This window comes from Bradyrhizobium dasycarpum, from assembly GCF_042019905.1.
Taxonomy (GTDB): domain Bacteria; phylum Pseudomonadota; class Alphaproteobacteria; order Rhizobiales; family Xanthobacteraceae; genus Bradyrhizobium; species Bradyrhizobium japonicum_B.
In genome coordinates, this window is sequence record NZ_CP169574.1 from 5,345,717 (window position 1) to 5,371,581 (window position 25,865).

The window sequence follows — 25,865 nt, forward strand, 5'->3', positions numbered from 1 at the left end:
TGCGCTCCCTCCCCCTCCGGGGCAGGGCAATCGCATATGGGAGCGATCTCGCCTCTGGCCATCCTGCGAGACGCCCGCCGTTGGCGGGCCCTCAGGATGAGGACCAGGTGCGCGGCACCAATTTCAACGAGCACCAATGCTGCTTAGCCTCATCCTGAGGAGACCGCGAAAGCGGTCGTCTCGAAGGACGAGGCGCGCGCTCAGGTCTCGCAAAGCGCCATATGCGATAGCCCTTGCGGCGGAGGGTTGGGGAGAGGGTGTCTCCGCAACGGGACAGTCCCCCAGAGCAGAAAGCCCTCACCCGCCGTGCGCGGGACGATGCTTCGGATCGCTCCGGCGCACGTCGGCCTCTTCCGCAAGCGGGAGAGGTGCACCACCCGCGACGCTCGCGTTTACCCATCAAGCGGCAATCAGCCCTCGCCGTCCCGCCACCCGATCTTCTCCTTCAAGAATCGGAAGCCAAGCGCCTCGAATCCCGCGCGCTCCTTGTTGTCCTTGCCGTAGCCGTGACCGCCGGCTGCCGGCTCGTAGAACCAGGCCTCGTAGCCCATCGCCTGCAGCTTCGCCGCCATCTTGCGCGCGTGGCCGGGATGGACGCGGTCGTCGCGTCGCGTGGTGGCAATCAGGATCGGCGGATAGGGCTGACCGGCCCTCACGTTGTGGTAGGCCGAGTAGGTCCTCAGCCAGTCCCATTCCTCGGCCTTGTCGGGGTCGCCATATTCCGCGATCCAGCTCGCGCCCGCGAGCAGCTTGGTGTAGCGGCGCATGTCGATCAGCGGGATGGTGCAGAACAGCGCACCGAAGCGCTCGGGATAGCGCACCAGCATGTTGGTGATGAGGATGCCGCCGTTCGAGCCGCCCTGCGCGGCGATGCGCTTCGCGCTCGTCACGCCGCGGCGCACGAGATCGACCGCGACCGCCGCGAAATCGTCGTGCGACAGCTTCTTGCCCGCGAGCCGCCCGGCATCGTGCCAGCGCGTGCCGAACTCGCCGCCGCCGCGCAAATTCGCCTGCACCGTCGTGCCGCCGCGCTCCAGCCACAGCTTGCCGAGCGAGGCATTGTAATAAGGCTTCACCGCAAGTCCGAAGCCGCCATAGGCACTCATATAGACCGGTGCATCGCCGGTCTCTTGGGCGGGGCCGGTCTGCACATAGGGAATGCGCTCGCCGTCGATCGAGACCGCCTCGTGCTGCGTCACCACAAGACCGTCGGCGGTGAAGGTCTTCGGCGCCTGCTTCAGCACGATCGGGCTGGCGACGCCGCGTTCGAGCAACAGCAGCGACGGCGGCGTGAGCGGATCCTGCACGTTGGCGAGCAGATCGCCATTGCTCTCGGATGGGTGACGATCGAGCGGCCAGACGTCGACGACGCCGATCTCAGGCAGGCCGGCAAGCGTTTCGCGGCTCCAGCCGGTCGCGGACGGCGTGCAGATCTCGAAGCGTGGACGCAGCTCGTCGAGGATCGACAGCACAAGCCTGCCCGCCGCCCAGAACAGGCCCTGCAGCGCGCGCCGCGGCGCCGGCTCGAACAGCACCGCGAAATCGCGGCTGCCGGCGAGGAACGCCGAGAGCGAGATGCCGAGCACGGTGTCGGTGGCGTAGGTCCGGCCCCCGGCCGTCCAGTCCTTGCGCAGCTTCATCGCGAACCAGTCGCCATGCGCCTGCAGCCAGATGCCGGTGGGCAGATCGAGCTTCGTCATGCTGCCGGCTGCGTCGCGCAGCCAGATCGCATGATTGAAGAAGTCGATCTGGTCGACGATCCAGACCCGCGGCTCAGGGCCGGTGTCGTCGACCATGCCATGGATCATCATGTGCTCGGCAATGGTCTCGATGATCACCTCGGCTTGATCGACGGGCTGGCCGCGCCGCCACAGCCGGACCGTTCGTGCATAGCCCGAGCTCGTGGCCATGCCCCCGCCACGCGCGCTCGACAGCAGCAGCGTATCGGCATCGAGCCAGTCGAGGCCGCCCTTCGCCTCCGGCAGCGTAAAGCCATCCGTCACGAAGCTCTTCGTCGCCATGTCGAATTCCCGCAACGTCACGGCGTCGCTGCCGCCGCGCGACAGGCTCAGGACCGCGCGCGAGCTTCCCGGCATGGTCGCGATCCCGCTGAGCAGCCAGTCCTCGCCGTCGCGCGCGGCGAGCTTGTCGATATCCAGCATGGTCTCCCACGCAGGCGTCGTCTTGCGAAACTCCGCAAGCGTGGTCCGCCGCCACAGGCCGCGCGGGTTGGCGGCATCCTTCCAGAGATTGTGCAGATCGGAGCCGCGCCGGGTGACATAGGGAATGTTGTCGGGCCGGTCGTAGATCGCAGCCAGGACGTCGCGGTCGTGCTCGTAGGCCTTGCCGCCGAACGCCTGCAGCGTCAGCTGATTCTGCCGCTCGACGAAATCGAGCGCCTGCTTGCCTTCGATCTCCTCCAACCACAGGAAGGGATCGTCGTCGGGAGCTTGAAGCGTGGGCCTGTCGTCGACGGACATGAAGGAAACTCCCGGGAAAATCGCGGCGGATCAGATTTGATCGAGCGCAAGCCGTCAAGGGCGCGAGCCGCTATCATTGCACCGATTGCGTCAGAGGCATGGCCTGCGCCCGTTTGCGCCGGTTGCCCGCCCTCCTGCGTCCCTCCATAGTGCCGGGAATCAACAGAGCCCCGAGAGCCCCTTGAAAGCCCATTGGGGCGGAAAAGCCGATGCTTGACGTGACTGCAGCCCACGAGATCGCCGACGACGCCCGCGCGCGCGCCAATGTGGTGCGCCTCGCCGCAGCCCAGGCGCTGACCGGTGCCAACTCGGCCGTGATCTTTGCCACCGGCTCGATCGTCGGCGCCACCCTCGCGCCCGACATGTCGCTCGCGACCGTGCCGCTGTCGATGTACGTGCTCGGGCTCGCTGCCGGCACGCTGCCGACCGGCGCGATCTCGCGCCGTTTCGGCCGCCGCGTCGCCTTCGTTATCGGCACGGGCCTCGGCACGCTGACCGGGCTGCTCGGCTCGTTCGCGATTCTGCGCGGCTCGTTCGTGCTGTTCTGCGTCGCGACCTTCCTCGGCGGCCTCTACGGCTCCGTCGCACAATCCTATCGCTTCGCCGCGGCCGATGGCGCCAGCGCGGCCTACCGGCCCAAGGCGCTGTCCTGGGTGATGGCGGGCGGCGTGTTCGCCGGCGTGCTCGGTCCGCAGCTCGTGCAATGGACCATGGACGTTTGGCAGCCCTATCTGTTCGCCTTCAGCTTCCTGGTGCAGGCGGCCGTGGCGCTGATCGCGATGGGCATCGTCGCCGGCGTCGACATTCCGAAGCCCGCGCCGGCCGACCTGCACGGCGGCCGGCCGCTGCTCACCATCGTGACTCAGCCGCGCTTCATCGCGGCGGCGCTGTGCGGCGTGATCTCCTATCCCATGATGAACCTGGTGATGACCTCGGCGCCGCTTGCCATGCAGATGTGCGGCCTGTCCGTGTCCGATTCCAATTTCGGCATTCAATGGCACATCGTCGCCATGTACGGGCCGAGCTTCTTCACGGGCGCGCTGATCGCCCGCTTCGGCGCCCCGAAGATCGTGGCCGTCGGCCTGCTGCTGGAAGCGGGCGCTGCCGGTATCGGCCTTTCGGGCCTCACGGCCATGCATTTCTGGGCCACGCTCGTCGTGCTCGGCGTGGGCTGGAATTTCTCCTTCATCGGCGCCTCGGCACTGGTGCTGGAGACGCACCGCCCGCAGGAGCGCAACAAGGTGCAGGCCTTCAACGACTTCCTGGTATTCGGCATGATGGCGCTCGGCTCGTTCGCCTCCGGGCAGCTGCTCGCCAATTACGGCTGGTCGGCGGTGAACCTCGTGGTGTTTCCGCCGGTCGTGCTCGGCCTCATCGTGCTCTCGCTCGTCTCCTGGGCCCGTCGTCGCAAGGCGCGGCTGGACGCGGCCATGGGCGAGTTTCCGGACGCGGTCTAGGTTGGCAGGAGGCTGTCAGCAACGTTGACGCTTCGACCGCCGTCGAAGTGATTTTCGAGTGAGGGTCGTCTAGATGTAGGCATGGCCGGGTTTGTCCCTGCCCGGAGCGTGTTTCAGTTCTTGCCGTCATTCCGGGGCGATGCGCAGCATCGAACCCGGAATCTCGAGATTCCGGGTTCGCCCTTCGGGCGCCCCGGAATGACGGAAGAGGCGACAACGAGAAGAACGAGTGGACACATCAAGGCCCGCCACCCTGGACGAATCCTCGCTCCGTTACGAAGGCTGGCGCATCGTCGCGGTCTGCTTCCTGCTCGCGACCTTCGGCTGGGGGCTCGGTTTCTACGGCCAGAGCGTCTATGTCGCCGAGCTGCAGCGCGCGCGGGGCTGGCCGACCACGCTGATCTCCTCCGGCACCACGTTCTTCTATCTGTTCGGCGCGCTGCTCGTCGTGTTCGTCGGCGAAGCCGTGCGCAAATATGGTCCGCGGCGCAGCCTCATCGCCGGCACGCTGGCGATGGCGGCAGCTGGCGTCGCGATCGGCGCGGTGCGCGAGCCCTGGCAGCTTTATCTCGCCAACGCCGTGCTCGCCTTCGGCTGGGCCGGCACCAGCCTTGCCATGATCACCAACACGATCAGCCTGTGGTTCGACCACAAGCGCGGCATGGCGATCAGCCTCGCGCTCAACGGCGCCAGCTTCGGCGGCATTGCCGGCGTGCCGCTGCTGGTCATGTTGATCGGCCATGTCGGTTTCGCCAGCGCGATGTACATCGCCGCCGGGGCCATGCTGGTGCTGCTGCTGCCGGTGATCCTGGTTCTCGTCGGCCGGCCGCCCGATCACCACCGCCGGCATGCGGCGGCGAATTCCAGGCCGCGATCATCGACGCAGATCCGCGCCTGGGCGCTGCGTGACGTCGGCTTCCTGACGGGGACCATTGCATTCGCCCTGGTGCTGTTCGCGCAGGTCGGCTTCATCGTGCACCTGATCTCGTTCCTCGATCCCCTGATCGGCCGCGAGCGCGCCGCCGTCGCGGTCGCGGTGCTGACCGCGATGGCGGTGGTCGGCCGCGTGCTGTTCTCGCTGGTGATCGACCGTCTCAACCAGCGCCTCGCCTCGGCGCTGTCGTTCCTCAGCCAGGCCGCGGCGCTCCTCGTCGTCATCAACCTGCACGACGATTATGTGCTGATCGCGGCCTGCGCCTTGTTCGGTTTCTCCGTCGGCAACCTCATCACGCTGCCGTCGCTGATCGTGCAGCAGGAGTTCGACAGTGCCGCGTTCGGCGTGCTGATCAGCCTGAATACCGCGATCAACCAGGTTACCTACGCGTTCGGCCCTGGCGTCGTCGGGGCCTTGCGCGATTGGTCCGGCGGCTATTCATTGCCGTTTTATCTGTGCCTTGCGCTGGAGGTTGTCGCCGCGGCGCTGATCATGGTGCGTGGCAAGCCGCGGACAAAGCCCTCGTAAGGGTGGGCAAAGGCGCAATGCGCCGTGCCCACGATTTCTCAATGACTCACAAGGGTTCGTGGGCACGCTCCGACTTGTCCACCCTACGGCACCCGTAAAGGCGTGACGTCGCCTCAACATGCTCAGTCATTGCGAGGAGCTCTTGCGATGACGCAATCCAGACGGCCTCCGCAGAAAGACTAGATTGCTTCGCTACGCTCGCAATGACGGCGAGAGATCGGAGTTCACGCTTCCCGCTGCTTCAGCAACGCCTCGACATTCAGCCGCTTCGTGAACATCGCGAGCTTCCCATCCGGGCTGAACGGCCATTGCTCTCTCGGCTTATCCCAATACAGCTCCACGCCATTCTGGTCGGGATCGCGCAGATACAGCGCCTCGCTGACGCCGTGATCGCTGGCCCCATCCAGCACAATCCCGGCCGCGAGCACACGATGCAGCGCGTCCGCCAGCGCCGGTCGCGTCGGATAGAGGATTGCGGTGTGATAGAGGCCCGTCGAGCCCGGCGGCGGCGGTGACCCGCCCTTGCTTTCCCAGGTGTTGAGCCCGAGATGGTGATGATAGCCGCCGGCCGAGATGAAGGCCGCGCCCGAGCCCATCCGCTGCATCAGCTCGAAGCCGAGCACGCCGCAATAGAAACCGAGCGCGCGATCGAGGTCGGCGACCTTGAGGTGAACGTGGCCGATCCTGGTGCCGGGGGCGATGGGCTCAGTCTGCGACATGTGGATGCTCCCTTCAAAACACACACCTAAGGCGCGCCCCGGGGCGGCGCTACGGCCGATCCCGAAACTCAGCGTTTCCCGATGCGCAATTGCGCATCAGGATCGGCAACTAGGCGAGCTCCTTAACCTCGCCCTCGGGCAGCTCGAACTCGAACGTGTTCAGCGTCATCGACACCATCGTGTAATAGCCGCACAGGCCGATCACCTCGACCACGCCGCGCTCGCCGAGCAGCTTGACTGCCGCGTCGTAGAGGCCCTTCTCGACGCCGTGGCCTTCATGCAGCGATTTCGCGAGATCGTAGATCATCTTGGCCTTGGGATCGTCGAACGCGGGCGTGCGGCGGTCGCGGATGGCGTCGATGACGTCAGGGTCCATGCCGCCGGCGAGCGCGAGCCGCTTGTGTGCGTACCATTCGTAATGCGCGGTCCAGTGCCGCGCCGTCACCAGGATCGCGATCTCCGAGAGCTTTGCCGGGAAGATCGTGTCGAAGCGCAGCACCTCGCCGAGCCGCGTGGCGTGGCGCGCCATCTCCGGGCTGTTGAGCCAGGCCATCATCGGCGCCGGCGGCTTGCCGCGCTTGCCGGCAATCGACTCATCATAGGTCTGCCGCTGGCTCTCGTTCATTTCGCCAGGCGAAAGAAGCTTCAGGCGCATCGTCGTTTCCTCTTTGTTTTCAACCACCGTCCTCGCCGCGGACTATAGCGGAATGCGGCGCGCGGAAGTGGTTGAATTCCACGGGAGCTTGGCCCAGAGTCCTCGCCAACAAGTCGACTACGATTGATGGAAACGACCATGAGCGACACTGAGACCGCCGAGCTCGAAGCATTCCGCGCCGAGACGCGCGCCTGGCTGGAAGCCAATTGTCCTCCGGAGATGCGCAAGCCCGCGACGTCGGACGCCGACGTGTTCTGGGGCGGCCGCAACGCGAAGTTCTCGTCCGAGCCGCAACGCATCTGGTTCGAGCGCATGCGCGACAAGGGCTGGACCGTGCCGGACTGGCCGAAGGAATATGGCGGCGGCGGCCTCAGCGCGGCCGAGCACAAGGTGCTTCGCGCAGAGATGGCGCGGATCGGCGCGCGGCCGCCGCTGTCGAGCTTCGGCATCTGGATGCTGGGGCCGGCGCTCTTGAAGTACGGCAACGAGGCCCAGAAGAAGGAGCATCTGCCGAAGATCGCGGCGGGCGAGATCCGCTGGTGCCAGGGCTATTCCGAGCCGAACGCCGGGTCCGATCTCGCTTCGCTCCAGACCCGCGCCGAGAGCGACGGTGACGATTTCATCATCACCGGCCAGAAGATCTGGACCTCCTACGCCAATTACGCCGACTGGATCTTCTGCCTGGTCCGCACCGATCCCGCGGCGAAGAAGCACGACGGCATCAGCTTCATCCTGTTCGACATGACCTCGAAGGGCGTCTCGACCAAGCCGATCCTCCTGATCTCCGGCTATTCGCCGTTCTGCGAGACCTTCTTCGACGGCGTCCGGGTGCCGAAATCGCACGTGGTCGGGCAGATCAACCGCGGCTGGGACGTCGCGAAATATCTGCTGCAGCACGAGCGTGCGATGATCTCGGGGATGGGCGAGCGCGGCGTCGGCCGTCCGCTCGGCCAGATCGCGGCCGATTCCGTCGGCACCGATGCGCTGGGGCGGCTCGACGATGCCATGCTGCGCGGCAGGATCGCGACGTTCGACGTCGATGAGGCCGCGCTTGCGGCCTGCGCCGAGCGCGCCGTCGATCTCGCCAAGGCGGGGCAGGCGCATCCGGCGTTCTCGTCGGCGATGAAATATTACGGCACCGAGCTCAACAAGCGCCGCCACGAGATCCTGATGTCGGCGGGCGGCGTCGACGCGCTGGAATGGGAGAGCGAGCGCTCCAGGCAGGGCGCCCGTCCGCGCGCCTGGCTGCGCACCAAGGCGAATTCGATCGAGGGCGGCACCTCCGAGGTCATGCTCGGCATCGTCGCCAAGCGCATCCTGGATCTGCCGGGGGCGTAGCTCACCGTCGTTCCGGGGCGCGCGAAGCGCGAACCGGAACCTCGAGATTCCGGGTTCACGCTTCGCGTGCCCCGGAATGACAGCAACAAACATGCATTCCGCCAGACGTTAGAGACTTAAGCCATGGCCCTCGTCCTCACCGAAGAACAATCCATGCTCCGCGACTCCGCGCGCGGGCTGATCAGCGACAAGGCGCCGGTGTCGCACCTGCGGCATCTGCGCGACAGCAAGGACCCGACCGGCTTCTCCAAGGAGCTTTGGCATTCCTTCGCCGAGATGGGTTTTGCCGGCCTCCTGGTGCCGGAGGAATTCGGCGGCAGCGGGCTTGGCTTCATGGAAGCCGGAATCGTGATGGAGGAAATCGGCCGCACCCTAATGCCGTCGCCCTTCCTCGCCACTTCAGTGGTTGCGGCCTCGGCGCTGAACCGCGGCGGCAATGCCGCGCAGAAATCGGACTACCTGCCGAAGATCGCGAGCGGCTCGCTGCTCGCGACGCTGGCGATCGACGAGGGCGCCAAGCATCGTCCGCTGCAGACCAGCCTGCAGGCCGTGCGTGCCGGCAACGGCTTCAGGCTCTCCGGTGCCAAGGCGCTTGTGGTCGACGGTCACGTCGCCGATCTCGTCATCGTCGCCGCCCGCACCGCGGGCTCGGCCGGCGAGCGTGACGGCCTGACGCTGTTCCTGGTCAACCCCAAGGCCAAGGGCGTTGCGATCGAGCGCACCATCATGGTCGACGCCCACAATGCCGCGCGGATCGAGCTTGCCAATGTCGAAGTCAATGCCGACGGCGTGCTCGGCGAGATCGATCAGGGCGCCGCTCTGCTCGACGGCGTGCTCGACATCGGCCGCGGCGCGGTCGCCGCCGAGATGGTCGGCCTCAGCGACGAAGTCTTCGGCCGCACCGTCGAGTACCTCAAGAACAGGAAGCAGTTCGGCAGGCTGATCGGCGAATTCCAGGCCCTGCAGCACCGCGCCGCCGAGCTCTATGTCGACATCGAGATCACCCGCGCCGCCACCATGAAGGCGCTGCAGGCGCTGGACGCCGACGTCGCCAAGGCCGCATCAAGCGTCGCAGTGGCGAAAGCGCGCGCCGGCACCACCGCCACGCGCGCGGTGCAGGAAGGCGTGCAGATGCATGGCGGCATGGGCATGACCGACCAGTTCGACATCGGCTTCTTCATGAAGCGCGCAAGGGTGTGCGAGGAATTGTTCGGCGATGCGAATTACCACACCGAGCAGCTGGCGCGGGCGCGGGGGTATTGAGGGGCTCTCGTAGGGTGGGTTAGCGAAGCGTAACCCACCAACTTCGTTCGGCATACGCGGATGCATGGTGGGTTACGCCGTGCAGATGCACTTCGTGCATCTGCAGAGCTAACCCACCCTACGACGCTCTCGATTGATCACGACCGTCTCTGGAATACTGGATCGCCCGGTCAAGCCGGGCGATGACAGTTGAGATTGTAGAGAGCGCCTGCCCCAATCTCGTCATTGCGAGCGCAGCGAAGCAATCCGAGATCTTTCCGCGAAGACGAGTCTGAGTCTGGATTGGTTCGTCGCTGCGCTCCTCGCAATGACGGCGGAGAGACCGTCCCCTACCGCATCGGCGGCGCGTACTGCACGCCGCCGGCGTTCCACAGCTGGTTCATGCCGCGCGGGATCTTCAGCTTGGACTTCTCGCCGATGTTGCGGTCGTACATCTCGCCGTAATTGCCGACGTGGCGGATGATGCGGGCGGCCCAGTCCTTGGTGAGGCCGAGCTGTTCCCCGTAACGGCCGTCGGTGCCGACGAGGCGCATCACTTCCGGCTTCTTCGACTTCAAGGCCTCGTCGATGTTCTCCGAGGTCACCCCCAGCTCCTCGGCGTTGATCATGGCATATAGCGTCCACTTCACGATCATCATCCAGTCGTCGTCGCGCTGGCGCACGACGGGGGCGAGCGGCTCCTTGGAGATCATGTCCGGCAGGATCATGTGGTCGCCGGGCTTGGACAGGTTCAACCTGAGGGCATAAAGCTGGGATACGTCGGCGGAGAAGGTGTCGCACCTGCCGGTGTCGTAGGCTTTCACGACGTCGTCGAGCTTGTCGAACTTCACCTCTTCATACTTCATGTTGTTGACGCGGAAGTAATCGGCGACGTTGAGTGTCGTCGTTGTTCCGTTCTGCACGCAGACCTTGCTATCCGTCAGGTCCAGCGAGGTCTCCTTGTTGCGCGTGCGCGGCACCATGAAGCCGACGCCGTCGTAATAGGCCACCGCCGGAAAATACAGGTCGTAGTCGAGCTCGCGCGCCATGCTCCAGGTCGTGTTGCGCGAGAGGATGTCCACCTTGCGGCTCTGCAATTCCTTGAAGCGCTCGTTGGCGTCGAGCGGAACGAACTTCGCCTTGCCCGGATCGTTGAAGATCGCGGCGGCGACCGCGCGGCAGAAATCGACGTCGAAGCCGGTCCAGTTGCCCTTGTCGTCGGGGATCGAGAAGCCCGGCAGGCCCTTGTTGACGCCGCACAGCACCTCGCCGCGGCGCACGGTGCGCTTCAGCGTGCGGGTGTCGTAGAATTCATAGATGATGGCCAGGACGGCGACCAGCACGGCGACCGCGAGCCCGATCAGCAGGCCGCCACGAAAAGTGCGCATCATGTTGTTCTCTCGAAAAATCGGGAAACGGAATTAGGCGAGGGCGGGAGAGCGTGATCCCGATCCGGACAAGCCGCGCCGGCAAGGCGCGACGCGGTCGTCCGAAGAGATCATGCTCGAATGGTGTCTCTCAGAGCTCCGGCTTCTGCCGGATGACCACCTTGGTGCCGACAGGGACGCGGTCGTAGAGATCGGCGACGTCGTTGTTGACGAGGCGGAAGCAGCCCGACGACACCTTGGTGCCGATCGTGTCGGGGCGGTTGGTGCCGTGGATGCGGTAGACGGTGGTGCCGAGATACATGGCGCGGGCCCCCAAGGGATTGCCGGGCCCGCCGGCCATGAAGCGCGGCAGATAGGGCTGGCGCTGGATCATCTCCGGCGGCGGCGTCCAGTCCGGCCACTCCTTCTTGTTGGTGATGGTCACCAGCCCCTGCCACTGAAAGCCGTCGCGGCCGACGCCGATGCCGTAGCGGATCGCGCGCCCGCCGGGCTGCACCAGATAGAGGTGACGCTCGGCGGTCGAGACGATGATCGTGCCCGGCGGCTCGGTGGTGCGGAAGTAGACCACCTGCTTCTGCCATTCCGGATCGAGCTGGTAGCCGTCATCCGCGATCAGGCCCGGCTCGTCGCCGCGGTCGGGCTGCTGGGCGAAGCTTTGCGGTGCGGACAGGATGAGCCCCACTGCAGCCATGAACATCCCTGTCAGGCGACGAAAATCGGTCATGTGAAGCTCTCCCCGCTGCCACAGCGCAAATCATTCATAAGCATCAAACCTGAGGGGCAAGTTCATGGCAAGTTGATGGCGCGCCGCCCCGATATGTCACGAGAATACCTACGGTTTCTTGACCGTGCCCGGCAATGCCACAATCAGGGGATGGCGCGAAAAGCATAGATGGCAACCGCGGGGACAGTGCACTCCCTCCCCCGCTCGCGGGGGAGGGCAGGGGGAGAGGGTGCTTCCGCAATGGGACACTCCCGACGTGGAGAGAACCCTCACCCGCCGCTGCGCGGCGACCTCTCCCGCAAGCGGGAGAGGCTCAGACCGAACGCGCGGTGACATCAACCTCGAGAATTGGCAATGGAATCCAGTCAGATCTTGTTGTTCTCCGGCGCGATTCCCAGCCGCCGCACGATCTCCGTCGCCACCGCGCGGGCCTCGATCCGCGAGCCGATTCGGGGACTGCGAAACCTTCGCCCCGAGCGCAAACGGATCGTGACGATGCAATGTTCATCCTCGGAGCGGCCGCGGCGCTCGACGGTGATCGTCTTCACGTCGGGGCCCTCGATATGATCGGCGCGCGGGGTGCCGTCGCCCCACAGCCGCTCGACGCGTATATCGCCTTGCCGGATGATCCAGAACGCACCGGTCAGGAGGTTGGCATATCTGTAGACCGCGAACGCGGCGAGCGCGCCGAGCGGCAGTAGCAGGATGTCGACATGGCTGGGCGGCCATCCGCGCCACAGCTTGTAGGCGTAGGGCAGGGCGAACAGCGCGACGGCGATCAGCGACACGATCCTGATGTCCCGCGCGGAAAACGCCTCGAAGCGGCTCGCCGAGATGCATCTCGGGATTGCTGGCGTCGAGCGGATTGACGGGCTCCTCGACATTGGGAACCTCGAACTGCGCCGCGATCCGCGCCACGGTGTCGCGAACATGGGTGACGTCCGAGATCGGTGGAGACGTCAAGCGCTCTCCCGAAGCCAGCGTGAACACGAGTTGGAAGCGCGCCTTGACCCGCTTGCTGCCCGGAACCTGTAACGCCGTGATGTCGTCTTTTCCGACGACCCGCGTGCGGAGCTTGCCGAACGGACTCTGCCGCCCGATCAGGATCTCGTTCGCCGTGATGATCCACACCACGGCCGGCGCCATCATGATGCCGACGACGAATCCCGCGCCGACGAGCAGCGCAACCACGGAGATGATGATCTCCAGCGTGTCGTGCGTGAACAGGCCGGGCGTGAAGCACAGCGCAACGGCCGCCGCAAAGGCGGACATCACCAGCCGCTGCGCGATCGAAGCGCCTTCACGAAGGCGAATATCTGTGCTGGTGTTCGCGTCCATTGCGGGCGGCTGATTCCGTCGCTCGCGAAACTCCACGGACGGGTCCGCGGAGTCAAGCAACAAGGCCGGCAACTGAACCCCGCCGCGCGATGCCCGTGCGGCATCAGCTGCCGGCGTTGAGCAGCTTTGCCACGGTGCGGTCGATCTGGTCGTAAGCCCCTTCGCCAGCGTGCTGGAACACGATCTTGCCGCTCTGGTCGATGATGTACTGTGCCGGCCAATATTGGTTGCGGTAGGCGTTCCAGGTCTTGGAATCATTGTCCTGCGCCACCGGATAGGTGATGCCGTGACGCTTCAGCGCGGCTTGTACGTTGGAAGCCGAGCGCTCGAACGGGAATTCCGGCGTGTGCACGCCGACCACGACGAGCCCCTTGTCCCGGTATTTGGCATAGAGCTCGGTGACGTGCGGCAGCGTGTTGACGCAGTTGACGCAGCCATAGGTCCAGAAGTCGACCAGCACGACCTTGCCGCGGAGCTCGGCGAGGCTGAGCGGCTTGGAGTTGAACCAAGTGTTTATGCCGGTGAAGTCCGGCGCGGCCTGCTGGCTTGCTGCGGCGACGGTGATCGGCGTTGCGCGCGCAGCCTCGCCGCAGAGGCCGGGGATGACGGCGCCTGTTACGGCCATGCCGATCAAGGCGGCGGTCACAGCGAGCAGTTTGAAAGTCATGGAAGCGTTCTCCAGGTGAAATCTTGGATGGTCACAGGCCGATCTGGCCGGTCGGGTAGAAGCCGGTGAGCCACGCCACGATCAGCGTGTCGTATTGGAAATAGGCGGCGACCGCGAAACCGATCACGACGATGCCAAAGCCCTGCTGAAGGCGCGGGGTGATCCGCGCGAGGCTGCGCACGCGCATGGTCGCGGCCTGTCCGCCATAAGCGATCGCCAGCATCGGGATCGCCGCGCCAATGGCGTAGACGATCAGCAGCGTGCCGGCCCAGCCGAGATTCTTCGACGTCGCAACCAGCGTCAGGATCGAGCCGAGCACCGGCCCTGCGCAGGGCGTCCAGACCAGACCGAGCGTGGTGCCGAGGATCAGCCCGCCGAGCGCGCCCTCGCGCTGCGCGCCGCCTGCGCTGCCGAGATCGAGCCAGCCATTGAGCCGGCTCGACAGCCATTCGAATGGCGCCGGCCACAGCATCAACAGGCCGAAGCCGAGCAGCAGGATCGAGGCGGCCTCGCGCAGCACGCTCGGATCGAAATCGAACAGCCGCGTCAGCGCGCCGAGCAGCAGCGCGACGGCCGAGAAAGAGACGACGAAGCCGAGCGCGATCATCGCGGGACGCCAATGCCCGGCGCGCCCGATCGAGGCGCCAAACAGGATCGGCAGCATCGGCAGCGTGCACGGCGCGGCGATGGTGAGAATGCCGGCAAGGAAAGCGAAGAGTAGCTCGAGCATGGCGCACTCGCGGGGGAGGTCACGAGGGCAGTTCGGCTGCGGCGGGGCAGTCGTTACGCGGCGTCACGCCTTCGTGACGGGCGGCATCTACCTTTAGGCCATGACGGTGGAGGACCCAGCGGGGCTCGCAATGCCCACGTCACGGCCCCCAAACACAAAACGACCCGGAGGGGGGCATCCCGTCCGGGTCGTTGGAGGTCCTTGGGAGGTTTAAGCAAAACCGTATGTGAGCTTTATAGGGGGGAAGTTTTTCCGCCTGATGTTGTGCTTTGTTTCAATTGTTTCGCGGGCGGTAACACTTCCGTGTCCTGGACAGGACCAAATTTGAGGTCCTATCCCATTGAAATACCTGGGCTTCAGGCGGCGAAGCGCTCGACGCCGCAGCCTTTAAGCAATTCGGCCAATTGCTTGCGGGCGTAGAACATCCGCGTCTTCACCGTGCTCTGGGGAATGCCGATGATCTGCCCAACCTCCTCCACCGACTTCTCGTGGTAGTAGATGAGGTTGATGATCTCGCGATGGGCGGGCGACAGCTTCTGCACGCAGGCGCGCAGGATGGCGCTGGTGTCGCTGCGGTCGAGCGAGGTCTCGGGCGTATCGTTACCGTCGGGAATCTGGCGCACGTCCTCCTGGTCGATATCCTCGAAGCGGCGCTGGCGCATCGCGGTCAGGGCCTTGAAGCGGGCGATCGAGAGCAGCCAGGTCGAGACCTGCGAGCGGCCCTGGAACTGGCCGGCGGTCCGCCACACGTCCAGGAACACCTGGCTGACCAGGTCTTCCGCCGCGGTGGCATCGCGCACGATGCGCAGGATGAAGCGGTACACCCGCACATTCTGCCGGCAATAGAGGATGTGCATGGCCGTCCGGTTGCCGTCGGCAATGCTCTCCAGGAGCATGTCGTCCGAGGTCGCCTGAGCGGCGATAATGCTCTGGCTGGCTTGGGCGTTGATGGCGATGACGTTCGGCATGGACTTGGCTCCCCGTAGCGCCGCAACCGAGCGGCGTTTCCTTGGACCAAAGTGTTAATCAGCCAACGTTTCGGGACGTCTGCACGAAAAGCGGAAAATGGTTTCGTGCGCCGCCAAATTGTTTCGTCGAACGGGGGATGACGAAACATTCGCGGCAAAAAGCCGTGGAATTTCAACGTACGGGAAATACGGGGGTGGGATTCTGGAGGCGGACTGAAGCGCCCCGGAACGAATCTCGGCGATTTGCGTTCGCTCGCGCCGTTTCCCGTCATTCCGGGGCGATGCATAGCATCGAACCCGGAATCTCCGAGATCCGGGTTCGCCCTTCGGGCGCCCCGGAATGACGGGAGCCCTTACGCCTTCTCGCCCTGCGGCGAGAACAGGTAGCCGCCGCCGCGGATGGTGCGGATCACGGCCGGCTTGGCCGGATCGGGCTCGATCTTGCGGCGGATGCGCATGATGCGCAGGTCGACGGCGCGGTCGAAGGCTTCGGCGTCGCGTGCATTGGCCAATTCCAGCAGGCGTTCGCGCGACAGCACGCGCTTCGGATTGGCCGCGAACACCTTCAGCAGCCCGAACTCGGACGCCGTCAGCGGATGCTCGTTGCCCTCGTCGTCGCGCAGGGCCTGGGCTTCGAGATCGAGCCATTTGGTGCCGAACCGCACCAGCTGCTCCTTGTCCGATTTCGCCGCCGACGCGTCGGGTGCTGCGGCCTTGGCCGGCACGCTCCGGCGCAGCACCGAGCGGATGCGCGCCATGAGCTCGCGCAGCTCGCAGGGTTTGGCGACGTAATCGTCGGCGCCGAGCTCGAGCCCGACGACGCGGTCGATCGGGCTCGCCGTCGCCGTCAGCATGATGACCGGCACGTTGATGCGGCTCTTGAGGTCGCGGATGATCGAGAGGCCGTCTTCCTCGGGCATGTTGAGGTCGAGCACGACCAGATCGGGCATGCTGCCCTGGATCGCCGTGCGCAGCGACTTGCCGCCGTCGCACAGCGTCACGGTGAAGCCGTGCATCTTGAGATAATCGCCGACCATCTCCCGGGCCGGGGCTTCATCGTCGACGATCATGATGTGCTGGCTTTGGGTCATGGCGGCTTGATCACGGCATTTCGGTCGCGGGAAGGGTGATGGTGAAGGTCGAGCCCTGGCCGGGCCCGCCGCTGTTGGCTGTCACCTCGCCGCCATGCATGTCGATGATGCGCTTGACGATGGAGAGGCCTAGCCCGGTCGAGCTCTCGCCGGCGGTCGGCTTGGCCGACAGCCGCTGGAAGCGGCCGAACAGGCGGCCGAGATCCTCCGGCGACAGGCCGGCGCCCTCATCGCTGACGCGGACGATGGTGTCGCCGCCTTCATGGCTGACGGCGACGTCGATTCGGCCGCCGATCGGCGAGTATTTGATGGCGTTGCTGATGAGATTGTCGATCGCCTCGCGGATGCGGTCGGTGTCGCACATGGTCACGATGTTGGCCGGCGCGGTGACGCTGATGGCCTGCTGCTTGTTGACGGCAAGCGGCTGGTTGGCCTCGGCGACCTCCTTGACCAGAGCGGCGACGTCGACCGGCTCGCGGCGGATGGTGATGTCGAAGGCGTCGGCCATCGCATCCGAGATCAGATGATCGACCATCGTGGTCAGGCGCTTGGTGGCGTCGCGGATGTGGTCGACCTGGGCGACCACGCCGCTTTGCGACGCGCCGGTCGAGATCAGCTCCTTCAGCATCTCGGTGCGGCCGAGGATGACGCCGAGCGGGTTCTTCAGGTCGTGGGCGACGGTGCCGAGAATCTCGTTCTTGAAGCCGTTGGCGCGCTGCAGCCGCAGCCATTGCGCCGAGAGGCGGCGGTTGGCCTGCATCAATGCGCGGGTGCGCTGGGCGACGCGGTCCTCCAGCTGCGTGTTGGCGTCCTGCAGCTGCTGATACAGGATCACGTTGTCGAAGGCGATCGAGAGCCTGGAGGAGAATATCTCGACCAGCGAGCGGTCGGTCTCGGACAGCTCGCGCTCGGCCTGCAGCAGCACCACCACCTCGCGGCCCGAGCCGGTGCGCAGATAGATCACGCTGCGATGGTCGGCAAATTCGTTCTTGCGGCGCTGGAAGGCGGCTTCCACCATCGCCCGCAGATCGGGATCCAGCGCTTTCGACGTGGTGGTGCCGATGAAGCGGCTGTAGCAGCCGCTGCCGGCGAGCACCGAGAGCTCGGGATCGATGCCGCCATTGTCGCGCAGAACCAGGATGCCGGCGCAGTCGACGTTGAGCAGCGAGGCGAGCTGGGTCAGCACGCCCTCGGCGAGCCGCTGCATCGACTTGAAGTCGTACAGCGTCGATGCGGCGTCGATGATGATCTCCAGCCCGCGCCTTGTCTGCACCATGCGCTCGAGCTGCTGATAGGAGCGCAGCGCCGCGGTCAGCGAGGTGAACAGCTTGTCGGCGGTGAGCTCGGTCTTGGCCTTGTAGTCGTTGATGTCGTACTGCACGATCACGCGCCGCTCCGGCGCCTGGCCGGGCTGGCCGGTGCGCAGGATGATGCGGACGGTCTCGTTCTTGATCTCGTTGCGGATGAACTCGACCAGCTCGAGGCCGGCGACGTCGGTCTCCATGATGACGTCGAGCAGCACGGCGGCGATGTCGCTGTGCTCGGCCATCAGCTTGCGGCCTTCCGCTGCGGAATAGGCCGACAGGATCTCCAGGCTCTGGCCGTTCAGGCTGTAATCCGACAGCGCGAAACGGGTGCCGTCATGCACCGCCGGATCGTCGTCGATGACGGCGATCTTCCATTTCCGGGCATTGGCATCCTCCGATGCGGTACCGGTGTCGTCGATCAGGTGGAGGACATCGTCCTGTTCGGCCATTGAGAAGTCCCGTCGATTTCTGTGCTTTGCGCGCCGCCCTTGGCGATGCGGGGCATGATAATGCGAAAAGTAGTGCCTTGTCCCAGCTTGGATTCCAGCATCATGCGGCCGCCGAGCTGCTGGGTGACGAGGTTATAGACGATATGCAGGCCGAGACCCGTGCCGCCTTCATTGCGCCGGGTGGTAAAGAAAGGGTCAAAGGCCTGGCGCTGCACGTCCGGGGTCATGCCGGCCCCGTCATCGGTGAAGATGATCTCGATGTCCTCGGCCCCGCGCGGCCGCGCCGAGATCGTGATGGTGCCGGCGCGCCCGTCGGCGAAGGCGTGGTTGGCGGCGTTGAGGAACAAATTGGTCAGGATCTGGCCATAAGAGCCCGGATAGCCGTCGAGCAGCAGCCCCTCGGGCACGTCGACCTTGAGCGTGATCGGCGAGCGCTTCAAGACCGGGCGCAGGCTGGCGATGATCTGGTCGGTGGCCTCGCTGAGCGAGAATTGCCGCCGCTCGGCATGGGAGCGGTCGACCGCGACCTGCTTGAACGACTGGATCAGCTCGCCGGCGCGCTGGAGATTGGCGACCAGCTGCTGCGAGGCGTCGCGCGAGGACTGCACGAACTCTTCCAGCTGCGAGCGGCGCAGGCCGCCCTCGCCCCTGAGCTGGGCCTCGAAGATCTCGGTGCGCCGGGCAAAGCCTCGAGGCAACCGTGAGGCTGATGCCGATCGGGTTGTTGACCTCGTGCGCGACGCCGGCGACGAGGCCGCCGAGCGCCGCCAGCCGTTCGGCGTCGATCAGGTTCTGCTGCGCGGTATTGAGCTCGAGCAGCGCGCTTTCGGCCTTTTCCTTGGAGGCGCGCAGCTCGTCCTCGGTCTGGCGCTTGGCGATGGCGTTCTCGCGGAACACCTCCACCGCGCGCGCCATCGCGCCGACCTCGTCGCGCGCCTTGGTGCCCTGCACCTCGCGGTCGAGGTCGCCCAGTGTGATCGCGCGCATCGCGGTCATGATCTGCTGCAGCGGCAGCCGGATCGACAGCGCGATCATCACGCCGGCGGTGAGGATGATGCCGAGGAAGATCACCGCGATCGACAGCACCCGCCGCGAAATATCCGCCAGCGTGCGGTCAAAGGTTGCCTGCGCCTTCTGCTCGCGCTGGCGCATCTTGGTGGAGAGGTCGTCGATGGCGCCGATCGCCTCGGCCTGGCTGGCGTCGATGCTGTTGCGCAGGAGCTCGGTGCGGTTCGCAAGCTGCTCGGAGAGCTTGGCAAAGCCCTCGCGCAGCGCGGCGGTGCGGGCCGCGAGCCGCTGCAGCGCCATGCGCTGGAGGTCGTTGTCGGCGAGATCGATCATCACGGGGATGGTCTTCTCGATCGTTTCGGTATTGCGGCGCGCGTCGTCGGCCGCGCCCGTCGACAGCGACAGGTAATAGGAATTGGCGGCGACCAGCATCGCGGTGAAGGCCTCGCGGGATTTTCCGAGCGAGGGCCAGATCAGCGCGTCGCGGTGGCCGGTGGCGCCTTCGATGATGGAGTAGAGGCCTGCCATGTCCCGCGCCGGGCCCTGCACCTGCTCCTCATAAGTCTTCGCGATGGTGGCCTGCACGCCGCGCAGCTCGCCGAAGCCGTTGAGGAAGCGGTCGGTGGTGCGCTCGAGCTCCTCGACCGAGCCCGACAGCATCGGGTCCTTGGCGGCGCGGTTGGACAATGTGCCCAGCACTGCCTCGCGCAGCAACAGGATCTCGGCGAACAGGTCCGGGCTCGGCTGGTTGATATAGCGGTGGATCAGATTGTGCAGCCGTCCGGTCTCGCTTTCGAGCAACGCCAGGATGCGGTCGGATTCGCGCACCTGTCGGACATCGTCCCAGGCCGAGCCGAGCACCTGCGCGCCGTTCCAGATCATCGCCACCAGCACCACCACCACGGCGGAGTTCAGCGCGGCGATCGACAGGATGCGCCAGCGGATCGGCACTGCCCGCAGCACCCCGACCAGGCGCGCGCGCATCCGCCCGATCGGGCCGGGCGACCGTTCCGCGTGCTCGTGATGTCCAAGCGCAGCCAACGCGGCTCACTCCACCTTGCGAATGCGTTCGATCAGCGCGGCCGCGGCGGCATCGCGGCCGGCCTTGGCGTAGATCGGGGCCATCGCGTCCTCGAACGGCTTCCGGTCGATATCCCTGATGATGGTGACGCCGGCTTGCTGCGCCTTGCGCTGCGACTGCTCCTCGAGATCGCGCCACTTTTCGCGCATGAACCGGCTGGAGCGCTGGGCGGCCTCCCGGAAGATCTTCCGGTCGTCCGGCGACAGGCTCTGCCAGGCCTTCAGCGAGATCACGAGGACCTCGGGGCTCATCGTGTGCTCGGTAAGGGTGTAGTGGCCGGCATGCTTGTAATGGTCCGTCGTCACGAAGGATGGCCAGTTGTTTTCCGCACCGTCGATCAGATGGTTGGCGAGGCCGGTCAGCACCTGCCCATAGGGCAGCTCGACCGGCTCGGCGCCGAGCGCGCGGATCATCTGGCTCATCAACTCCGACTGCTGCACCCGGATCCGTAATCCCTTGAGGTCCGCAAGCCCCCGCACCGGGCGGACGCCGTTATAGATCGACCGCGCGCCGGAATCGTAGAAGGCGAGGCCGACGAAGCCGTACGGCTCGAAACTGTCGAGGATCTCGCTGCCGACGGGCCCGTCCAGCACCTTCTGCATGTGCTCGATGGACCGGAACAGGAACGGCATGGCGAGCACGTTCATCGCCGGAACGAAGTTGCCGATCAGCGCCACATTGGTCCGGTTGAGGTCGATCGCACCGACCCGGGTCTGCTCGATGGTCTCCTTTTCCTCGCCGAGCTGGCGGGAGTGAAACACCTTGATCTCGTGGCGGCCCTGGGTGCGCTCGGCGATCAGGGCGCCCATGTAGCGCAGCGCCTGGACGGTCGGGTAATCCTCGGCCTGGGTGTCGGCGGCGCGAAATTCGCGCGCAGCGGCGCCCGTCGTCCAGACGGCAAGCAGCAGCGCGACGAAGATCACCCCGGTCCGCGAGAGTTCGGCACGGCTCAACACTGGCACACTCAACCCCTCAGTGGTGGAGTCTATGGCGGATGGAAAAGGTTCAATGCAATCTAGCAGATGGTAAGGGGAAGGCCATCCCGCGTAAGTCCGCGGACCGATTGTGCGGCGCGGCCGCCGTTCATTCCCGGTTGAAACCGGGGATGCCGCGCCTTAAGCAGGACAGCCGCGTTTTTTGACCGCGGGCCGGGAAGAGCCATCCTGATGTCAGCCTTACGCCTCTTGCAGCTCGCTGCCGTCGTTGCGGCGCTTTCATTGGCCGCCCCCGTGCGCGCCGCCACCGACATCGCCTGGTGGCACGCCATGTCCGGCGAGCTTGGCCGGCAGCTCGAAAAGCTCGCCACGGACTTTAACGCCTCGCAGTCCGACTACCGCATCGTGCCTGTCTACAAGGGCAATTACACCGAGACGGTGACGGCCGCGATCTTTGCCTTCCGCTCGCGCAGCCAGCCGGCGATCGTCCAGGTCAACGAGGTCGCGACCGCCACCATGACCGCGGCCAAGGGCGCGATCTACCCGGTGTTCAGCCTGATGCGGGACCAGGGCGAGCCGTTCTCGCTCGCCGATTACCTGCCCGCGGTCTCCGGCTATTACACCGATGCGGCCGGCAATCTGTTGTCGTTCCCGTTCAATTCCTCGACGCCGATCCTTTATTACAACAAGACCATGTTCCGCGACGCCGGCCTCGATCCCGAGACGCCGCCGAAGACCTGGCCGGCATTGGGATTGGCTGCAAAGCGCCTGCGCGACCGCGGCGCTCCTTGCGGCTTCACCACGTCCTGGCCGTCCTGGATCCATGTCGAGAACTTTTCCGCCTTCCACAATCTGCCGGTGGCGAGCCGGGCCAACGGCTTTGCCGGGCTGGATGCGGAATTGACCATCAACAATCCCACCCTCGTGCGTCACGTCGCCCAGCTCGCCGAATGGCAGAAGACCAAGCTGTTCGATTATGGCGGCCGCGGACAAGCGGCCGAGCCGCGCTTCCAGAGCGGCGAATGCGGCATCTTCATCGGCTCCTCGGCGACGCGCGCCGACATCAAGGCGAATTCCAAATTCGATATCGGCTACGGCATGATGCCGTATTGGCCCGACGTGAAGGACGCGCCGCGCAACTCGATCATCGGCGGTGCCACGCTGTGGGTGCTGCGCGACCGGCCGCGCGAGGAATACAAGGGCGTGGCGCGCTTCTTCGCCTATCTGTCGCAGCCCGGCGTGCAGGCCGCCTGGCACCAGAACACCGGCTACCTGCCGATCACCCGCGCCGCGTTCGAGCTGACGCGGTCGCAAGGCTTTTTACGAGCGCAATCCGGGCTCGGCGATTTCCTTCGAGGAGATCACCCTGCATCCGCCGACGGAGAATTCGAAGGGCATGAGGCTCGGCTCCTTCGTGCTGATCCGCGGGGTGATCGAGGACGAGCTGGAGCAGGCCTTTGCCGGCCACAAGAGCGCGCAGGCCGCGCTGGATTCCGCCGTCGAGCGCGGCAACAAGCTGCTCCGCCAGTTCGAGCGCGCCAGCCCGGAGCGGTAGCGGAGTTGCGGATGAGCCGGGCTGTCGCCGCGAGCACGGTGCGCTCCCTCCCCCGCCTGCGGGGGAGGGCGGGGGAGAGGGTGCTTCCGCAACGGGACATCCCCAGGAGGAGAAAGCCCTCACCCGCGCCTTCGGCGCGACCTCTCCCGCAAGCGGGAGAGGTGCACCGCCTGCTCGGTTCGCACTGAATCAATCAAACTTGTATCGATGAGCGAGTGCAGATGACCACCGCCTCATTGCAACAGCTGCCTCACCTCACCGACGCAGAAAGCTTCCGCGCCTTCCGCTCCGATGCATCGCGTTGGTTGCCGATCACGCTCGACATCGCCCGCAGCCACGGCCTCGATACCAGCGCGCCGCATGTGTTCGCAACCGGTACCAATCTCGTCGTCGGTCTCGGCGAGACGCTGATCCTGAAAATCTTCCCGCCGCTCTTGCACGCGCAATTCGTCTCCGAGCGCGCCTCGTTGATGCAGCTCGCGGGCCGCCTTCCGCTGCCGATCCCCGAGATCGTCGCAGAGGGGATGCGCGACGGCTGGCCTTACCTGATCATCACGCGGCTATCAGGCACGCTCGGCTCGGAGGTCTGGCCCTCACTGCCGGAAGACCAGAAGGAGCGGCTGCTGCGCCAGATCGGCGAGACCATCGTGGCCGTCCAGCGCGTCCCGCTCGGACCGCTCGCGTCGATTGAGCCGCGCTGGAACGACTTCATGTGCCGGCAGATGCAGGGCTGCCGTGCCAGGCACACCCGTCTCGGCCTTGCGCCGAAGTTTCTCGCCGGCCTCGACGATCTCCTGCGCGATGCAGAAGCGCTGATCCCGATGGACGCGCCGCCGGTGATCCTGATCGGCGAGTACATCCCGGAAAATTTCCTCCTCGCCTGCCATGACGATCAATGGTCGCTCAAAGGTCTGTTCGACTTCGGCGACGTGCTGGCGGGGTGGCGCGAATACGACCTGCTCGGCCCCAGCGCGTTCATGGCGGCGAGCCGGCCGGGAAGGGTGAAGAGCCTGCTCGAAGGCTTTGGCTATTCAAAATCGGATTTCGCGCTCAAGCGCCGCCTGATGGCCTTGATGCTGCTGCACCGGGCCAGCGATCTCAACAGCCACATCTGCATCGAGGCCTGGCAGGAGCAGGCGGATGATCTGGTCGGGCTGCAGGAGCTGATCTGGCCGGGCTGATCACTCCGGGCGCTACCGTCATTCCGCGGCGCCGCGAAGAGGCGAGCTATGGTGCGCAATTGCGCACCTGAGAATCCATTGTCCCGCGCGTGCTGCCACCCGATAGATTCCGGGCTCGATGCGGCGCATCGCCCCGGAATGACGGCGATGGTGCAGCCGCAGCGGATCGTTCTCCGAAGGGGTCATCCTGTGTCGCCTCGCGACGAGCGACCATATTGAGCTGCCTAATTTATATGCAAATAACAATCTTTGTATGCAATTGGAGCATCGCCGCGCTCCGCAGTCTTAGCCATCATCTGATAAATCGAATTAGATCAATGGTTTATATGTTTCTAACGCCTCGTTAAGCTCTGGCACGAACCTTGCGAATCCGGTTCCAACCAAAACCTTTGTGTTGGAGCATTTCATGAAGCGCCGCGATTTCCTCAAGTCCGTTTCCGGATTGGCCGCCGGGGCGGCGCTTCCGGCCATGCCGTCCGTGATCTCCACCGCCTATGCCGACGCCCGCTCGGAGACGCTGCTGATCGTCTCGGAAGGCGGCCCCAACAATCTCGACATCCACGGCGTCGGCACCAACGTGCCCGGCTATGAGGTGTCCTGGAATTGCTACGACCGGCTGATCAGCCACGAGATGAAGAGCGGCCCCGGCGGGGTGCCCTATTACGACCGCGACAAGTTCAAGGGCGAGCTCGCCGAAGACTTCAAGATCGACGACATGTCGGTCACCTTCAAGCTGCGCAAGAACGCCAAATTCCACGACGGCACGCCCGTCACCGCCAAGGACGTGAAGTGGTCGCTCGACCGCGCCGTCAGCGTCGGCGGCTTCCCGACCTTCCAGATGAGCGCGGGCTCGCTGACCAAGCCCGAGCAGTTCGTCGTCATCGACGACCATACCGTGCGGGTCGACTTCCTGAAGAAGGACAAGCTGACGATTCCCGATCTCGCCGTGATCGTGCCCTGCATCGTCAATTCCGAGCTGGTGAAGAAGAATGCCAGCGAGAAGGATCCCTGGGGTCTGGAATTCACCAAGCAGCAGACCGCGGGCTCCGGCGCCTACAAGGTGACGAAATGGACCGCCGGCACCGAAGTCATCATGGAGCGCAACGACGATTGGGTCTGCGGTCCGCTGCCGAAGATCAAGCGCGTGATCTGGCGCATGGTGCCGCAGGCCGGCAACCGCCGCGCGCTGCTGGAGCGCGGCGATGCCGACATCTCCTACGAGCTGCCGAACAAGGACTTTCAGGAGATGAAGGCGAACGGCAAGCTCAACGTGGTGTCGCTGCCGTTCTCCAACGGCATCCAGTATATCGGCATGAACGTCACCAAGCCGCCCTTCGACAATCCGAAGGTGCGCCAGGCCGTCGCCTACGCGCTGCCCTATCAGAAGATCATGGACGCCGTGATGTTCGGCCTCGCCAATCCGATGTTCGGTGCCGCCAAAGACAAGCCGACCGAAGTGGCCTGGCCGCAGCCGCACAAATTCAACACCGACATGGAGAAGGCGAAGGCGCTGCTGGCTGAGGCCGGCTACGCCAACGGTTTCGAGACCACGATCTCGTTCGATCTCAACTTCGCCGGCGTCAACGAGCCGCTTTGCGTGCTGGTGCAGGAATCTCTGGCCCAGATCGGCATCAAGACCACCATCAACAAGGTGCCCGGCGCCAACTGGCGCACCGAATTGAACAAGAAGGAGATGCCGCTCTTCACCAACGTGTTCTCGGGCTGGCTCGATTACCCCGAATACTTCTTCTACTGGTGCTATCACGGCAACAATTCCGTCTTCAACACCATGAGCTACAAGTCGGCGGAGATGGACAAGCTGATCGACGGCGCGCGCACGGCGGCGGCAGCGGGCGACAAGGCGGCCTACGACAAGGACGTCAAAGGCTTCGTCGATCTCGCCTTCACCGACATCCCGCGCATTCCGCTCTATCAGCCCTTCGTCAACGTCGCGATGCAGAAGAACATCAGCGGCTACCAGTACTGGTTCCACCGCAGGCTCGATTATCGCGCGATGGCGAAGGGGTGAGGCGGCATGGCGCCAACAGTGCTGGCTGTCCTCCCAAGTAAGGCGGGCACGCTCTTCGGGC

Annotated in this window: 17 protein-coding genes and 3 pseudogenes; 7 read left to right on the forward strand and 13 right to left on the reverse strand. The window is 65.3% G+C overall.

The annotated features are described in order from the left end of the window. Positions 1 to 410: 410 nt before the first annotated feature. Positions 411 to 2,480 (reverse strand): prolyl oligopeptidase family protein, encoded by a 2,070-nt coding sequence (locus tag ACETMP_RS25495; protein ID WP_375158320.1) that lies wholly within the window; start codon positions 2,478 to 2,480, stop codon positions 411 to 413. 209 nt (positions 2,481 to 2,689) lie between these two features. Between ACETMP_RS25495 and ACETMP_RS25500 the strand changes: the two genes are divergently transcribed. Together ACETMP_RS25500 and ACETMP_RS25505 are read left to right on the forward strand one after the other, a co-directional pair. Beyond that, entirely contained in the window at positions 2,690 to 3,937 is a 1,248-nt protein-coding gene (locus ACETMP_RS25500) for an MFS transporter (RefSeq protein WP_375158321.1), read from the forward strand. Positions 3,938 to 4,166: 229 nt separating this feature from the next. Then, the gene (locus tag ACETMP_RS25505) at positions 4,167 to 5,399 is read left to right on the forward strand and encodes an MFS transporter (protein ID WP_375158322.1); all 1,233 of its coding nucleotides are present in this window, start codon (positions 4,167 to 4,169) and stop codon (positions 5,397 to 5,399) included. A gap of 224 nt (positions 5,400 to 5,623) precedes the next feature. On the opposite strand, the gene ACETMP_RS25510 is transcribed toward ACETMP_RS25505, so the two are convergent. Beyond that, complete coding sequence (locus tag ACETMP_RS25510) at positions 5,624 to 6,118, reverse strand: VOC family protein (RefSeq protein WP_375158323.1); 495 nt, start codon at positions 6,116 to 6,118, stop codon at positions 5,624 to 5,626. 109 nt (positions 6,119 to 6,227) lie between these two features. Then, positions 6,228 to 6,773: a carboxymuconolactone decarboxylase family protein gene (locus ACETMP_RS25515; protein WP_375158324.1), complete on the reverse strand. Its 546-nt coding sequence runs from the start codon at positions 6,771 to 6,773 to the stop codon at positions 6,228 to 6,230. A gap of 138 nt (positions 6,774 to 6,911) precedes the next feature. On the opposite strand from ACETMP_RS25515, the gene ACETMP_RS25520 reads away from it, so the two are divergent. Further along, positions 6,912 to 8,111: an acyl-CoA dehydrogenase family protein gene (locus ACETMP_RS25520; RefSeq protein WP_375158325.1), complete on the forward strand. Its 1,200-nt coding sequence runs from the start codon at positions 6,912 to 6,914 to the stop codon at positions 8,109 to 8,111. A gap of 123 nt (positions 8,112 to 8,234) precedes the next feature. Continuing rightward, complete coding sequence (locus ACETMP_RS25525; protein WP_375158326.1) at positions 8,235 to 9,374, forward strand: acyl-CoA dehydrogenase family protein; 1,140 nt, start codon at positions 8,235 to 8,237, stop codon at positions 9,372 to 9,374. Between the two features lie 329 nt (positions 9,375 to 9,703). On the opposite strand, the gene ACETMP_RS25530 is transcribed toward ACETMP_RS25525, so the two are convergent. From ACETMP_RS25530 to ACETMP_RS25575, 10 genes and pseudogenes are all read right to left on the reverse strand, one after another. Beyond that, the gene (locus ACETMP_RS25530) at positions 9,704 to 10,741 is read right to left on the reverse strand and encodes an amino acid ABC transporter substrate-binding protein (RefSeq protein ID WP_375161987.1); all 1,038 of its coding nucleotides are present in this window, start codon (positions 10,739 to 10,741) and stop codon (positions 9,704 to 9,706) included. 130 nt (positions 10,742 to 10,871) lie between these two features. Beyond that, positions 10,872 to 11,465, reverse strand: a complete 594-nt coding sequence (locus ACETMP_RS25535) for a L,D-transpeptidase (RefSeq protein ID WP_028133886.1) — start codon at positions 11,463 to 11,465, stop codon at positions 10,872 to 10,874. A gap of 365 nt (positions 11,466 to 11,830) precedes the next feature. Beyond that, a pseudogene (locus tag ACETMP_RS25540) lies at positions 11,831 to 12,803 on the reverse strand (hypothetical protein). A gap of 103 nt (positions 12,804 to 12,906) precedes the next feature. Continuing rightward, complete coding sequence (locus ACETMP_RS25545; RefSeq protein WP_375158327.1) at positions 12,907 to 13,470, reverse strand: redoxin domain-containing protein; 564 nt, start codon at positions 13,468 to 13,470, stop codon at positions 12,907 to 12,909. A 31-nt stretch (positions 13,471 to 13,501) separates the two neighbouring features. Then, positions 13,502 to 14,200, reverse strand: a complete 699-nt coding sequence (locus ACETMP_RS25550; RefSeq protein WP_375158328.1) for a cytochrome c biogenesis CcdA family protein — start codon at positions 14,198 to 14,200, stop codon at positions 13,502 to 13,504. 356 nt (positions 14,201 to 14,556) lie between these two features. After that, the gene (locus tag ACETMP_RS25555) at positions 14,557 to 15,168 is read right to left on the reverse strand and encodes a sigma-70 family RNA polymerase sigma factor (protein ID WP_375158329.1); all 612 of its coding nucleotides are present in this window, start codon (positions 15,166 to 15,168) and stop codon (positions 14,557 to 14,559) included. Positions 15,169 to 15,521: 353 nt separating this feature from the next. Next, a complete protein-coding gene (locus tag ACETMP_RS25560) occupies positions 15,522 to 16,259 on the reverse strand; it encodes a response regulator (RefSeq protein WP_028133891.1) in 738 nt (245 codons plus the stop codon). A 10-nt stretch (positions 16,260 to 16,269) separates the two neighbouring features. Beyond that, positions 16,270 to 18,015: a DUF3369 domain-containing protein gene (locus tag ACETMP_RS25565; RefSeq protein ID WP_375158330.1), complete on the reverse strand. Its 1,746-nt coding sequence runs from the start codon at positions 18,013 to 18,015 to the stop codon at positions 16,270 to 16,272. Next, positions 17,985 to 20,007 (reverse strand): annotated as a pseudogene (locus tag ACETMP_RS25570) (ATP-binding protein). The gene ACETMP_RS25565 and the pseudogene ACETMP_RS25570 overlap by 31 nt, the downstream one beginning before the upstream one ends. 63 nt (positions 20,008 to 20,070) lie before the next feature. Next, positions 20,071 to 21,066, reverse strand: coding sequence for a TRAP transporter substrate-binding protein (locus ACETMP_RS25575; protein WP_375158331.1), 996 nt, complete (start codon positions 21,064 to 21,066; stop codon positions 20,071 to 20,073). Positions 21,067 to 21,270: 204 nt separating this feature from the next. Here ACETMP_RS25575 and ugpB point away from each other — a divergent pair. The 3 genes and pseudogenes from ugpB (at position 21,271) to ACETMP_RS25590 (ending at position 25,804) form a co-directional block, all read left to right on the forward strand. Beyond that, positions 21,271 to 22,594: pseudogene (ugpB, locus tag ACETMP_RS25580) on the forward strand (sn-glycerol-3-phosphate ABC transporter substrate-binding protein UgpB). A gap of 221 nt (positions 22,595 to 22,815) precedes the next feature. After that, positions 22,816 to 23,775: an aminoglycoside phosphotransferase family protein gene (locus ACETMP_RS25585; RefSeq protein WP_375158332.1), complete on the forward strand. Its 960-nt coding sequence runs from the start codon at positions 22,816 to 22,818 to the stop codon at positions 23,773 to 23,775. Between the two features lie 406 nt (positions 23,776 to 24,181). After that, positions 24,182 to 25,804, forward strand: a complete 1,623-nt coding sequence (locus tag ACETMP_RS25590; RefSeq protein ID WP_375158333.1) for an ABC transporter substrate-binding protein — start codon at positions 24,182 to 24,184, stop codon at positions 25,802 to 25,804. Positions 25,805 to 25,865: the final 61 nt, after the last annotated feature.